The sequence below is a fragment of the Vreelandella sp. 2A-K22 genome (assembly GCF_054065485.1).
Window position 1 is genome coordinate 44,535 of sequence record NZ_JBSUGC010000002.1, and the last position, 14,600, is coordinate 59,134.

The 14,600-nt window shown below is 50.4% G+C and carries 11 protein-coding genes; 8 read left to right on the top strand and 3 right to left on the bottom strand.

Annotated elements, in window-relative coordinates; translation table 11 throughout:
- Positions 1-277: 277 nt before the first annotated feature.
- The 7 genes from hutI (at position 278) to ACW17M_RS02550 (ending at position 12,578) form a co-directional block, all read left to right on the top strand.
- Entirely contained in the window at positions 278-1,492 is a 1,215-nt protein-coding gene (gene hutI / locus ACW17M_RS02520; protein WP_457546877.1) for an imidazolonepropionase, read from the top strand.
- Positions 1,482-2,429: a formimidoylglutamase gene (hutG, locus tag ACW17M_RS02525; protein ID WP_009288317.1), complete on the top strand. Its 948-nt coding sequence runs from the start codon at positions 1,482-1,484 to the stop codon at positions 2,427-2,429. Before hutI ends, hutG begins: the two co-directional genes overlap by 11 nt.
- 83 nt (positions 2,430-2,512) lie before the next feature.
- On the top strand, positions 2,513-4,192 hold the full coding sequence (gene hutU, locus ACW17M_RS02530) for a urocanate hydratase (protein ID WP_039860458.1): 1,680 nt from the start codon (positions 2,513-2,515) through the stop codon (positions 4,190-4,192).
- A 65-nt stretch (positions 4,193-4,257) separates the two neighbouring features.
- Positions 4,258-5,793, top strand: coding sequence for a histidine ammonia-lyase (gene hutH, locus ACW17M_RS02535; protein WP_027958996.1), 1,536 nt, complete (start codon positions 4,258-4,260; stop codon positions 5,791-5,793).
- Between the two features lie 76 nt (positions 5,794-5,869).
- The gene (locus ACW17M_RS02540) at positions 5,870-7,216 is read left to right on the top strand and encodes a Na+/H+ antiporter family protein (protein WP_342583090.1); all 1,347 of its coding nucleotides are present in this window, start codon (positions 5,870-5,872) and stop codon (positions 7,214-7,216) included.
- 890 nt (positions 7,217-8,106) lie between these two features.
- Positions 8,107-11,838 (top strand): SIR2 family NAD-dependent protein deacylase, encoded by a 3,732-nt coding sequence (locus tag ACW17M_RS02545; protein ID WP_457546878.1) that lies wholly within the window; start codon positions 8,107-8,109, stop codon positions 11,836-11,838.
- Between the two features lie 251 nt (positions 11,839-12,089).
- A complete protein-coding gene (locus tag ACW17M_RS02550) occupies positions 12,090-12,578 on the top strand; it encodes a CreA family protein (protein ID WP_457546879.1) in 489 nt (162 codons plus the stop codon).
- Between the two features lie 15 nt (positions 12,579-12,593).
- Here the strand turns inward: ACW17M_RS02550 and ACW17M_RS02555 are convergent, their stop codons facing one another.
- Complete coding sequence (locus tag ACW17M_RS02555) at positions 12,594-13,169, bottom strand: CAP domain-containing protein (RefSeq protein WP_457546880.1); 576 nt, start codon at positions 13,167-13,169, stop codon at positions 12,594-12,596.
- On the bottom strand, positions 13,150-13,638 hold the full coding sequence (locus ACW17M_RS02560; RefSeq protein ID WP_223288177.1) for a pyridoxamine 5'-phosphate oxidase family protein: 489 nt from the start codon (positions 13,636-13,638) through the stop codon (positions 13,150-13,152). Before ACW17M_RS02560 ends, ACW17M_RS02555 begins: the two co-directional genes overlap by 20 nt.
- A gap of 238 nt (positions 13,639-13,876) precedes the next feature.
- Here ACW17M_RS02560 and ACW17M_RS02565 point away from each other — a divergent pair, with 238 nt between their 5' ends.
- Positions 13,877-14,131, top strand: a complete 255-nt coding sequence (locus tag ACW17M_RS02565) for a putative hemolysin (RefSeq protein ID WP_022524073.1) — start codon at positions 13,877-13,879, stop codon at positions 14,129-14,131.
- Positions 14,132-14,177: 46 nt separating this feature from the next.
- Here ACW17M_RS02565 and ACW17M_RS02570 read toward each other — a convergent pair whose 3' ends face one another.
- A complete protein-coding gene (locus ACW17M_RS02570) occupies positions 14,178-14,495 on the bottom strand; it encodes a hypothetical protein (protein ID WP_041157975.1) in 318 nt (105 codons plus the stop codon).
- Positions 14,496-14,600 lie beyond the last annotated feature (105 nt).

Genomic DNA, 14,600 nt, shown 5'->3' on the forward strand with positions numbered 1-14,600 from the left:
CCTTGGTTTCTTATCATGTATATACAATAAGCTACCCCTATGTGGCATTTACGTATAGCGCTTTAAAAATAGACATTAGTCTAAGTTGTTAGTCGCTGTGTGCGCCTTATTCGATTCTTTTGTCATTATTAATCTATTGATATTTATTATTTTTGTCCGTTTTTATAATTTTTTATTAGGCTTTTGTTAGCGCTTGTTTTGTTGTTGCACTGCTTGACGAAGGATTAGCGGGTGGGCTTAATTGTATATACATTATGTTTGCTCCAAGGAGACCTCCATGGCTAATAACAAACGACGCTACATTTGGCGCGATATCAGTGTCTTCGATGGTCAGAAAACGTTGCCGGAGCCTATGGCCGTCATTACTCAAGGTGAACGTGTTGTCACCATGACGCCCATGGATGGCTTCGATGAGTCACAGGCGGATGGTTGCCATGATATGGGGCGGGGCGGCGTCATGACGCCCGGCCTGGTGGATTGCCATACCCATTTGGTGTTTGGCGGCGCCCGCGCGGACGAGTTCGAGGCGCGTTTGGAAGGTGCCAGTTATGAAGACATTGCCCGCCGTGGCGGGGGCATTCTGAGTACCGTTTTGGCGACGCGGGAAGCGAGTGAACAAACGCTCTTCAATGCCGCCTTGCCACGTCTTAAAGCGCTGGTTGAGGAAGGCGTCACTACGGTCGAGATCAAGTCGGGCTATGGGTTAGACGTGGCTAATGAACTGAAAATGCTGCGGGTGGCCCGGCGTCTAGGTGAAGAGTTGCCAGTACGCGTGTTGACGACACTGTTAGGTGCCCATGCCTTGCCGCCGGAGTATCAGAACGATAGCGACGGCTATATCGAGCTGGTCTGCAATGAAATGATTCCTGCCGCAGCGGCGGAGGGGCTGGCCGATGCCGTCGATGTCTTTTGTGAAAAAATCGCCTTTTCAGTAGCGCAGTGTGAGCGGGTTTTCAAAGCCGCCCAAGCTCATGGTTTACCTATCAAAGCACATGCCGAGCAACTCTCAAATTTGGGGGGCGCTGCGATGGCAGCCCGCCACTGCGCATTGTCCGCTGACCACATTGAGTATCTCGACGACGCCGGTATTGCTGCCATGCGCGAGGCAGGCAGCGTGGCTGTCATTCTTCCCGGTGCTTTCCACACCCTGCGTGAAACGCAGCAACCGCCCATTGCGGGGCTGCGCGAAGCGGGCGTGCCGATGGCTGTTGCTACCGACGCCAACCCAGGCAGCTCGCCGATATTTATGCCCACGTTAATGCTCAACCTGGCTTGTACGCTGTTTCGAATGACGCCCCAGGAAGCGTTGGCGGGTATGACTGCCAATGGTGCTGCCGCGCTAGGGTTGAAAGGGCAGGGGCAGCTTCACGAAGGCGCGGTGGCTGATTTGTGTGTCTGGGATATTGAGACACCTGCTGAATTGGCGTACGCGGTGCAGCCAGGACGCCTACGGCAGCGCGTCTATCAGGGGGAGTTAACCCATGGCCGCTGATACGCCTATTGATATGTCGCTCTGGCAGGGGCGCACGGATCCTGAACCCGATAGTGACCGTTGGCACCAGCGTATTGAGCCGTTAGCCAGTAACGCCGTGCCGGGGTGTGTATTGCTGGGCTTCGAAAGTGATGCAGGTGTTGCGCGCAATCAGGGCCGCACCGGCGCTGCTGAAGGCCCTAATGCGTTACGCCGTGCGCTGGCGCCGTTGGCTTGGCATCGCACAGCGCCTGCTTACGATGCCGGCAATGTGCGCTGTGTTGATGATGGGTTAGAGGCAGCGCAACAGACGCTTGCTGACCGTCTGACGTCATTATTAACCGCTGGCCATCTGCCCATTGTGCTGGGTGGCGGGCATGAAGTGGCCTATGCCAGCTGGCTTGGTCTGGCGCAGTCTTGTATGCCAAAAACGGCACCACCGCGGATTGGCATCATAAACCTGGACGCGCACTTTGATTTGCGCGATCCAGCGCATATTCGCTCCTCAGGCACACCCTTCGCCCAGATTGCCGATAAGTGCCAAGAGTGGGGTTGGTCGTTTCGCTACGCCTGCCTGGGGGTAAGCCGCGCTGCTAATACGCGCGCCTTATTTACCCGCGCCGCCGCGCTCGGAACATTGGTTCGGGAAGACCGCGAGATTGATGCGCTACGTCTTGATTCTATCGTCAGAGACGTACAGCGCTTCATCGCCAAGTGCGACCACATTTATCTGACCATTGACCTGGATGTACTGCCTGCTGCCGAAGCCCCCGGCGTCAGTGCGTCTGCCGCACGCGGTGTTTCGCTTGCCTTGATTGAGCCGCTGATTGAAGCAGTGCGTGACAGCGGCAAGCTTCGTCTGGCGGACTTGGCAGAGCTCAACCCCAGCCTGGATATCGACAGCCGTACCGCCAGAGCGGCGGCTCGGCTTGTGCATTTGCTGACCTTAGATAACTGAATTTAGAAAGCTAACCCTGAATGACTGACCAGGGCACCGCTCTAGACCAACGAATAACGAACGGAAACACAAGGAATGACGCCATGCCAACCAACGATAAACGTCACGATGCTTCACGTAAGATCATTGCGCCGACCGGTACTGAGCTCAGCTGTAAAAGCTGGCTGACCGAAGCGCCGCTTCGCATGCTGATGAACAACCTTCATCCGGATGTAGCCGAAAGCCCCGAGGATTTAGTGGTGTACGGCGGCATCGGCCGCGCTGCCCGTGACTGGGCGTGCTACGACAAAATCGTCGAAACGTTACAGCGCTTGGAAGATACCCAGACCCTGCTAGTGCAGTCTGGTAAACCCGTCGGCGTTTTTGAAACCCATAAGGATGCGCCCCGGGTATTGATCGCCAACTCCAACCTGGTACCCGCCTGGGCTAACTGGGAGCACTTCAACGAACTGGATCGCAAAGGCTTGATGATGTACGGCCAGATGACGGCGGGTTCTTGGATCTATATTGGCTCCCAGGGCATTGTGCAAGGCACCTATGAAACCTTTGTTGAGGCGGGTCGCCAGCACTACGACGGTGAGCTTAAGGGGCGTTGGATTCTGACCGCCGGGCTTGGCGGTATGGGCGGCGCTCAGCCGTTGGCGGCTACGTTGGCCGGTGCCTGTTCACTGAATATTGAGTGTCGGCAGGCGAGCCTCGACTTCCGCTTGCGTACCCGCTACCTGGATGAACAGGCTGACAACCTTGATGACGCCCTGGCGCGTATTGAGCGCTATACCGCCGAAGGTAAGGCTATTTCTATCGGCCTGTGTGGTAACGCTGCCGACGTGCTTCCGGAGCTGGTTAAACGCGGCATCAAACCAGATATGGTCACGGATCAGACCAGCGCCCACGACCCATTGCATGGCTACCTGCCTTCCGGCTGGACATGGGAAGAGTACGTGGCGCGAGGCAAGTCTGAACCTGAAGCCACCGTGAAGGCGGCCAAGCAATCGATGGCGGTGCATGTGCAAGCGATGCTCGACTTCCAGAAAATGGGCGTACCCACGTTTGATTACGGCAATAACATTCGGCAGATGGCAATGGAAGAAGGGGTTGCCAACGCCTTTGATTTTCCGGGTTTTGTGCCTGCCTATATTCGTCCTCTCTTTTGCCAGGGCATCGGCCCCTTCCGCTGGGTGGCGCTCTCCGGGGATCCTGAGGACATTTATAAGACCGACCAGAAGGTCAAAGAGCTCATTCCCGATGACCCGCACCTGCACAACTGGCTCGACATGGCGCGCGAGCGCATTAGTTTCCAGGGGCTGCCAGCACGCATTTGCTGGGTGGGGCTTAAAGACCGTGCCCGCTTGGGGCAGGCCTTCAACGAAATGGTGAAGAACGGCGAGCTAAAAGCACCGATCGTTATTGGTCGCGACCATCTCGACTCAGGCTCCGTTGCCAGCCCCAATCGCGAAACCGAGGCGATGATGGATGGTTCTGACGCCGTTTCCGACTGGCCACTGCTCAACGCGCTGCTAAACACCGCAGGCGGTGCCACATGGGTGTCGTTACATCATGGCGGTGGGGTTGGCATGGGCTACTCCCAGCATTCTGGCGTGGTGATCGTGTGTGACGGCAGCGATGATGCCCACGCCCGCTTAGGCCGTGTGCTGCGCAACGACCCGGGCACTGGCGTGATGCGTCATGCCGATGCTGGTTATGACATTGCTAAAAAGTGCGCCAGCGAAAACGGTCTTGATTTGCCGATGCTCAATCAGTAAAGCCCGCACAAATACAACAGTTGAGAAGGTGGGATGACCACCTTCCTGTCTCTAAAGGCGAACAAATGAAACATCTAGAAATTCAGCCCGGCAAAATGACCCTTGCCCAGGCCCGCCAGATCCACGAAGCGCATGTGCCTGTCACGTTACCGGAAAGCGCCAATGCGGATATCCAGCGAAGCGTCGATTGCGTTAACCGGGTCGTCAGTGAGAACCGTACGGTCTATGGCATTAATACGGGGTTTGGCTTATTGGCCCAGACCCGCATTGCCAACGAAGATCTTGAATCGTTACAGAGCTCTCTGGTGCTCTCTCATGCCACTGGCGTGGGAAGGGCGATAGACGACGCCCTGGTGCGTTTGATTATGGTGCTTAAGGTCAACAGCCTGGCGAGAGGCTTCTCCGGCATCCGCCGTGAGGTATTGGATGCCCTGGTGGCACTGATCAATGCCGAGGTTTACCCGCATATTCCGCTTAAAGGATCGGTGGGCGCTTCCGGTGATTTGGCGCCCCTGGCGCATATGAGTGTTGTGCTGCTAGGCGAGGGCAAAGCCCGCTACAAAGGTGAGTGGATTTCCGCCGAAAAGGCGTTGGAAATCGCTGGCCTGGCGCCAATCACGCTGGCACCCAAAGAGGGTCTGGCGCTGCTTAATGGCACGCAGGTATCGACCGCCTATGCCCTGCGGGGGCTATTCGACGCCGAAGACCTGTTTGCGGCGGCGACGGTGTGCGGTTCGCTAACCGTAGAAGCCACCTTGGGGTCACGTTCACCCTTCGATGCCCGGATTCATGAGGTACGTGGCCAGCGTGGCCAAATTGACGCGGCCGCCGCTTATCGCCATCTACTCGGTGAAAAGAGTGCCGTCGGCGACTCCCATGCCAACTGCGATAAAGTCCAGGATCCCTACTCGTTGCGCTGCCAGCCACAGGTGATGGGTGCTGTATTAACCCAGATCCGTCAGACAGCCGAGGTGCTCGCGGCGGAAATCAACGCGGTCTCTGATAACCCGCTGGTATTTGCCGAGCAGGATGACATTATCTCCGGCGGTAATTTTCATGCTGAACCGGTAGCCATGGCCGCTGACAACCTGGCGTTAGCCATCGCCGAGATTGGCTCTCTGGCCGAGCGGCGTGTCTCTTTGATGATGGACAAACACATGTCTCAGCTACCGCCATTTTTGGTCGAGAACGGCGGGGTCAATTCCGGGTTTATGATTGCCCAGGTTACCGCCGCGGCGCTGGCGAGTGAAAATAAAGCCTTGGCGCACCCCCATAGTGTCGACAGCCTGCCTACCTCGGCTAATCAGGAAGACCATGTCTCAATGGCGCCTGCCGCCGGTAAGCGGTTGTGGGAAATGGCGGAGAATGTGTGTGGCATTTTAGCCATCGAATGGCTGGGAGCGTGCCAGGGGTTGGACATGCGCCAGGGCTTGACCACTACCCAGCCGCTAGAGCAAGCCAGGCAACTGCTACGTGCGCGGGTCAGCCACTACAAGCAGGATCGCTTCTTCGCGCCCGATATCGAAGCCGCTAGCGAACTAATACGTGAGCGCACGTTAAGCCCGCTGGCGCATCCGCATACGTTGCCAAGCCAGTTTTAAGGCGTTTCATGCGTCCCCTGTGGCGCTAGGCCATAGGGAACGCATTATTACCATCTAACAACAAAGTAGGTTTTTCATGAATGCTATCGTTCTGGCTATCCTAGTGATGGTCGGCTTGAGTCTTGCTCGCGTTTCAGTTGTGTTTGCCCTTATCGTCGCCACGCTGGTAGGTGGGTTATATGCGGGTATGCCTATTGGTGAGATCCTTGACGCTTTTAATGAGGGGCTGGGTAATGGCGCCACCATCGCGCTCTCTTATGCGGTGTTAGGGGCGTTTGCCGTCGCTTTATCCCGTTCTGGTATCACCGAGCTGCTAGCCAGCCGGGCCATTAAACGCTTCCAGTTAGACGAGTCCGGGGGTAGCCGCCGCACGGTTACCTATACGCTGCTGGCGGCGCTGTTAGCCGCGGCAGTCAGCTCGCAGAACCTGATCCCTGTCCATATCGCTTTTATTCCAGTGCTGGTACCGCCGCTGCTAAAGCTGATGAATCATCTGAAGCTTGACCGGCGACTGGTGGCTTGCGTGATTACCTTCGGTATCACGGCGCCGTATATGTTATTGCCCGTAGGTTTTGGGGCGATATTCCTGAATGACATACTGCTCGCGAACCTCAACGAAAGTGGCGCGGCGCTGGGATTGGAAGTGACCCGTCAAATGGTGCCACTGGCGATGGCGATTCCCATTGGGGGAATGGCATTAGGGTTAGCGGTGGCGGTGTTTTGGAGTTATCGCAAGGGGCGTGACTACCAAGACCGTGAGCTGGCCCATGGTGATAAATCGCCCCAAGAAGCTGCACTTTCTCTAGCCGGATGGCAAAAGGCCATGTTGGTTATTTCCCTGGTAGGTACGGTCACTGTGCAACTGATGACGGGCTCTATGGTACTTGGCGGCATCTTTGGGTTTGCCTTGCTTTCCATGAGCGGCGTTTTCCGCTGGCATGAGCAGGACGGTATCTTTACCGAGGGGATGCGCATGATGGCCCTGGTCGGCTTTATCATGATTTCAGCGGCTGGTTTTGCCAGTGTGATGCAAGCCAGTGGCGAGGTGGAAGGGCTAGTGGCGAGTTCTGCCGAGCTTATCGGTGATAATAAAGGGCTGGCAGCATTGATTATGCTGCTGGTCGGTCTCTTTATCACCATGGGCATTGGCTCTTCGTTTTCGACCATTCCCATTATTGCGTCGCTCTATGTGCCTTTGGCACTGAGCTTTGGCTTTTCACCCATGGCAACAGTGGCATTGGTAGGCACGGCTGCCGCTCTGGGCGACGCTGGCTCACCCGCCTCAGACTCCACCCTAGGCCCCACCGCAGGCCTCAACGCCGATGGGCAGCATGACCATATCTGGGATAGCGTGGTGCCTACCTTCCTGCACTACAACATCCCGTTGATTGTATTCGGCTGGGTCGCTGCCATGGTGCTTTAAATCAACTGAGGGATCGGCCCAGATTACGATCTCGGCAGCGCATAAGCATCACCTAACTATGAGCTAGCGAATGACCAACGCCCCGCCTTTGTGCGGGGCGTTGGCGTGTTAGGCAGGTAGGCGGGTTGTAAATGATGAAGCTGAGATATGAGTTGGGATATTTTTTTAAATTAAGTTATTTAAAATCATGTTGTTATGTGATTTTTTAGACTCCTGCGAGGTACGCCAACGGGCTCACGCGCTACGAAATCCACCGACGTAGCTTCGTGCACATACCCGTAGCGCGTGGTAACGAATCTCGCGAGGCACGAGCGAATGAGGCACCCGCGGGAGGCGGCGGAACGACGCCCAATGGCACCCAATCAACACTGCCTGCAAGAGCCAAACTTTGGCACCACTACAAATGAAGTATGTACCGAGCCTGGACGATTTGGATAGCGCCCAAGCCTAACCTCAGCCATTCGCTAGCTTACGGCCAACGCCCCGCCTTTGTGCGGGGCGTTGGTGTGTTAGGCAGGGTGAAAGGGTGGCCAGCCTTGAACGAGCGCCTACGGGGCTTCATGCGGTGATGTTGCCAACCATCCACCCCGACACCGGCCGCGACCCACGCCGCGCACTCGTCACCCCGCCCCGCCCGCGCGCTAAATGTAGTGGTTTTTATGCACCCCTGTGCTCGCCGCCAAGCCGTGCCACTGCTGGGCTGGCTGGCGGAAAATGGGTGCATGAAAATTATGCGGATTCATGCGGGGTTATGCAGTACCACATGCGAATTACGATATTAATTAGTAAGAAGATAAAATGTCTTGTGCATAGTGAGTTGGTTGGATAGCTTGGGAAGGCCTAATTGTTCTTGAATGATCTTAATAGTCCCAACTTAATGGAGATTCGTGATGCCATTGCCTGATCAAAGTCATATGAACCAGGTTCGAAATGCTTTGTGGCATCCTTCGGGAAGTCGCGCTTCGGTAATGGTAGGCGCTGGATTCTCTCGCAACGGAAAAAAAATAGGCCCTGGGGTTAGTGAGTTTCCTCTTTGGCATGATACAGCTAAAGAATTGTGCTACCACTTATATTCTGAAGACGATCAATATCGTCGTGAGAGTGCTTTAGCAGAAGCTTCTGGAACAAGTGGTTTTTTGCGACTTGCTCAAGAATATGAATCTGCATTCGGGCGAGGTGCTCTTCATGAATTAATAAGAAAAGCAGTTCCAGACGAAAATTATTTACCAAGCGACTTTCATAAAAGCTTGCTAAAGCTACCTTGGAAAGATGTTTTTACAACTAATTGGGATACTCTTCTAGAAAGAACGCTATTGCATATTACCAATAGAAGTTACCATGTAGTTAGAACAGTAGATGAAATTTCATCATCTAATGGAGCACGTATTTTTAAGTTACATGGTTCATTCCCCTCAAGCGTACCCTTTATTTTCACTGAGGAAGATTATAGAAATTATCCTAAAAAAAATGCTCCATTTGTTAATACCGTTCAGCAGTCTATGATGGAAACAGTTTTTTTACTGATTGGATTCTCAGGGGAAGATCCAAACTTTTTACATTGGACTGGTTGGGTTAGGGATAATCTTGGCGATGCCGCACCTAAAATATATCTTGCGGGTTGGTTGGATTTATCAGCACACAGAAGGAGAATGCTAGAGAGTAGAAATGTTGTTCCGATTGACCTTGCTAGTCATCCTAAAGCTAAAACGTGGCCGGAACACCTTAGGCACCAGTATGCAACAGAGTGGCTTTTGAAAACATTAGAGTGTGGCAAGCCTTATGATTTTATTAACTGGCCTCAAATCACTGAAAATAAAACAAAAAAAATTCCCGAATACTTGCAGCCGGTTGAAGTGTTAACTGGAGAAATACCTCAGAATGAAAGTAAATATCCTGTAGGGTATGGAGAAGATAAAATTACAGTTGAGGATTTAAAAAAGCATTTTGATAACTGTAAGTTTAACCGAAAAATGTATCCAGGCTGGTTGGTTCTACCGCCTGATAATAGTCGCTTTATGCTAAGAACACTTGAGCGTTGGGGGAAGGCGTTCTTGGATAATAAGGAGGCTTTGACCTATGAGGAGATAGTTTTTTATTTGGATGAGTTTGTTTTTAGAAATGATTTGGTTTTGAACCCTCTTCCAGATGAAATAGTTAATGAGATAAGAAACGTACTTTCTGTTGTTGACTGCCATTCTAGAAGAATAGACGGTAATCTTGAAGTTTTAGGCTGGGGTGAGCTGTATTTATGCTGTTATCGTCTAACTAAATCATTAGTGACTCATTTCAGATTTGACTATAATGAAACTGATTTTAATTTTTACGTGCTGCAGCTAAGTAGCTTTCTTGGTTGTGAGGAGGAAACTGCACAGTTTGTATCTCATGAAAAGTGTTTGTGGCTGTTAAATAATTTTAAGCTAGAAGCTTTGGATTCTGCTCTCGATAAATGGGATGTAACCGGTGTGGATCCAATTTGGATGGCTCGGAAAGCCGCAATTCTAGTTGAAGTTGGAAGATCAGAAGATGGAGTAAGAATATTAGAACATGCTTTAGAAGAAATAAGAAAAAGTGAAAGAGGGGATTCTTTAATAAGTTCTTCTTCAAGAGAGTCTTGGATGCTATGGATGGCTCAGGCTATTGAATGGAGATATAAATTAGATAAGGGTTTTGACTATAGCGATAAGTCCGCATTTGATAGGTGGAAAGAACTTTCACATCTTGCTTGCGATGTCTCTGATCATAAAGAATTTTATGTTAAAGAATTACTGGATAACAGGGAAAGTAAAGAGGCTCATCCCTTTGATCTAGGTGCTGTAAGAGGAAAGATAATAAATCTTTCTGAACGGCAATTTATCAAATGGAGAGCAGCATTAAGAGTTTTAAGGTTAACTGAGGTCGCTGGCTTGCCGACTAAGGTTAACAATGTAAAGGTATCCCTTGATGATTTAAAAATTGCTTCTGAAATCTTGCTTGAGAACGATCCTTTATTTGCGATGAAATTAATGCTACGTATCACGGATTTTGAAGATGATAACTCCTTTAATATAATCTGGTCTAGGCCGGTTATTGCAAGCATTAAATTGATGGATGTGAGTTTTTTAGTTGAAGAAGTTGTGGGGGTTATCGACTTTTCTTCCACCAAGGCTTCTGCTAATTCAAAAAATAAAATCTATTGGGTTGGTCGTTTAAGAGTTGCTATTGAAGCTTTGTCAAGGTTAGTTCTTAGACTCGATAAGGATGAAGCTGAGAAGATTTTGGATAAAGCTGTTTCGATTTATAGTTCTGATTTGATATTTGTACATCCATGGTTAATTAAGCCTATAGAAAATCTTCTTTCTAGATCATGGGAGGCGATTCCTAAAAGAACACAAGATTTAAGATCTTTAGATATAATGAAGATGCCGATTTTAAGACTTAATGAAAAAGTTTCTGAAGTAAGTGATCCAGTTAAATTGCTTTTAAATAAAAATGAGTTTAGTGTTTCTGAGCGAAATGGTGATAATAATGACAGCTGGTTGTTTTTTTTAGAAATTATCAAGAGAGGGCTGCTTAGCATTAGTTTTGAGCGTGAAAATGCTTGTTTAAGGTTGGCGGTGCCTGGAGTTTGTCATCAACTAAATGATGAAGAAAGGTTACAGTTTGCAAACGCTATATGGGGTAAAGTGAATCGTAAAAGCAATTTGCCACTAGATACAAATTTAAATAACTGGGTATTTTTCTTGCTGCCACAAGTAGAGCCTGGAGTTGCTTGTAAATACTACAAAAAGAATATATTTAGAGATCCTTTGCCAAAACGTGAGCTGTTATCTGATTTGGGTTCAGATTTGAATGCCCTTCATATGGAAGGAGTTTTTATAGATTTAGATGTTGATGAAAAATCAAAGGTTTTTGATTGTGTTATGGACTGGGCTAAAACCTTTTATATAAAGGAGGTAAAAGATCCATTTTCAAGAGAAAATTATGTAAAAGAAAAAGTTTGTGTTGGGTTGGGCTATTTGCTCATATTTTTTGATTTTCCTAAGAAGATTGTTGACGAAGTATATAAAAAAGTAATGTCTGAGGATAACGCAATATTTTGTTTCTTATATCCTGGTCTGTCTAAATATTATGCTTCTAATGCTAATGAGATTTCTCATCAGATTAGAATGTTTCTCTCGTCCGAGGATGAAGAGTCTGTTGATAAAGTACTTAAAATGTTAAACGTTTGGATGAGATATTCAAGTGACAACGCTTATCATCTGCCAGCTATTCCAGATGATATAGTTAAAGAGGTTGGGATAATAGTAGCAACTCGTAGGAAAAATGGGCTGAATAGATCTTTACAGTTTTGCCGTAAGGTTTTTTCTAAGGGTGAGAACACACAGAAAACGCTAGTTTATGAAATGATTTTACATGGATTAAGCTATCTGATTGAAGAATTAGATTATAGCCGCAGCCATAATGCTGATACCGACAGTATTCCCTTATGGCGATGGGGATGTGCCCACCTTGCATTAGCTATGACTGAAGGTGGCTTTGGTAATGATCCTATTGTAAAAAAATGGGTTTCAGTAGCAGAAAACGATCCCCTACCTGAGGTAAGAAACGCCGCTAGGATGAAAGAACAGAATTTTTCAGCATAATACTCCAGAAGACGTCTAAACCCTATATGGACACTGTTTTGGTATACTTTATGGTATATAGGGTTTTTTTAAAAAAAACAAGTGTTTATATCTTTTTATAGACTCCTGCCAGGACGCCATTCGCCTCACTCGCTTTGCTTTTACCTCCGTTCTACGCCTCCATTTTCCTGAATGTTCTCCAAGAACTGTGCGCATCAGGTATGCTCTTCGCTTGCCCATCGTTCGGCTGAATATTGCCAAGGAAATGACCCATGTTTTTCCCAAAACACGCTGCCCTCACGTCGCTCATTGCTATGTTTGCGCTATTGCCGCCCACGCTATTAGCTCAGGATGCTCACATTGGCAGCGTGCGTACCGAGTTCAAGCTACTGGGCCCGAACAATACCATTGAAGTGGAGCGCTTCGATGACCCGAAGGTTCAGGGTATCTCCTGTTATCTCTCCTATTCACAGATTGGCGGGATCACTGGGGCGGTGGGGCTGGCTGAGGAGGCTAGTGAGGCGAGCGTGGCGTGTCGGCAGACAGGGGAGGTTGTCTTCGATCCCGCTGAAGTAGAAGAGCAAGAGGTGATTTTTAGTCAACGCCGCTCGGCGCTTTTCAAGAATATGCGCGTCGTTCGCATGCATGACGCCGAAACCCAGACCTTTGTGTACCTGACCTATAGCACCAAGCTGGTCGATGGCTCGCCTAAAAACGCGATTACGGCTGTCCACTACGGTGAGTTAGGAGGCGGGCAATAATTGACTCGTGGGTGCTTAGCGCGGGTTGCCTAGCGTTTGTGTCCAGTAGGTTGAGTAGCGCGACTCCGAATCCTCGGCTTTTGCCATGCCCATCTCGGTAAAGTCGTCATTCATGATGTTGCGGCAATGGCCGGGGCTGTCTAGCCAGCCTTCCACCACGGCGGAAACGGAGGTGTGGCCAGCGGCGATATTTTCACCCACGGCTTGCCACACATAATCCTGATTACCCACACGCTGCTCGATACCAGCACCCTCCGGGTCGGTATGGCTAAAGTAGTCATTCTCGGCCATGTCCTGGGAGTGGCTCTTGGCCGCTGCTTCCAACTTGCAGCTCCAGGCTAACGGCTCTGCGGCTTCAAACTGCTGGTCACCGCATTGTCGCGCTTGGCTACGCGCCTCGTTGATCTGAGACAGCATTGCCTGCTGCTGATCGTTGAGTTCGCATTCGCCCTGTGGGGGAGCATTATCACTCTGGGACTGATCAGTGGCCCATGAGGTGGATGAACTCATGAGCAGCATGAGAATGGTCAGGCCGTAAAGCGCCCCGGCAGCGGGGCGCTTGGGAAGGAAGTTACCCACCGAACTTTTCATTCTCGCCAAGGTTCGGGGTAGCGTCCTTTTTGAGGTTGGCTTTGGCAATTTCGTAAAGCTGGAATGTCTTGCTCTCTTTTGCTTTCCAGTGCTCACCCATCTGCACTTTAATTTCTAGCAGGGCGACGTCTGGGTCGTCTTTACCTTCGGGGAACCAAGCGGCGATGAAAGGGTTCCAGTATTTTTCGATCAGTTCGCGGTTATCTGTCAGGTTGGCTTTACCCGATAGTGAAACGTAGACGCCATCTTCCTGGTCGGAGAAGCTAAGGCACACATCATGGTCGCTTTCGGTTTCAAATACCTTCTCAGCACTGCGGCGGGTGAAGAACCACAGGGTGCCGTCATACTCATCTTGAACCAGATGCATTGGCCGGGCGCGTGGGGTGTCGTGATCCAACGTCACGAGCATGCCGACTTTGATATCTTTGATCATCTTCCAGATCTTTTGCTTATGTTCCGGGCTGGACATAGCGTCACTCTCCTTATGAATACGATCCTGGCCTTATGAATTCAATGCTGAAAATAGCCATAGACAATGCTTGTACATCGAAGATGACTAGCTACAGCCTAGCTACCATTTTCCATATCAGCAAACGCTCTATGGAATCATCATATCTCTTGCCCAGTAACATCCTGCTTGATGTGCTCGCGGTTACTCACCAGAATCAAAGTGACGCTGAACTGTATGCTCAGGGAGGGAGGTTCCAATGCTTACAGGATCTATATACCGCTACGGCCCAATGACAGTGCTACTAATGCTCGGCGGCTGTGCCACGGGCGGTGGTGACCCCAATTCTCAAAACCAGATGACCCAATACGCGGCTGAATACTGCAGAAGTGTCGGTGGGGAGAATGAAATTCGCGAAAGCAGCCTAGGCACTGGCCGCTATTGCCGCTTGCCTGATGGCCGGGTTGAAAATGAGTGGAAGTTATACCGTACCGAGCATCTCGATAATGACTAGCTGACACCTTTGATGCCACCCAGGCCAGCCACTGGGTGCCAAGGGCCTAGCTGTTTTTGGTTGTATGCCTTTTCTTAAAGCCAATCATAACCGCTAGCAGCCCGCACGCCAGTGCTGGAAGCAAAACATCAAGCACTGAGTCTAACGTCCATCCACGCCAGACACCCTCAAACATACCTACCGGTAGCGTTTCGCCCCATGCCCAACCTCGTTGGATGCCTAGCCTGTATTCGTGCTGAGCAATCTCGCGGCCGAGCAGTATCGCCACCGGGATAACACCGGCCACGTAAGCAGAAACAAAGGGCAATAGTGAGAGCTGAATGATCAAAGCGATAATGACGTGCTCTAAATGGGTAATGTCCATTTCCACGCTCCCATAGTCTTTCTCCCATAGTCTTTCTTCCGTGAGCCGAAAGGGCTCTGGCGCGAACATGGGCATCATACACCCACATTCATGTGGGTAGGGCTC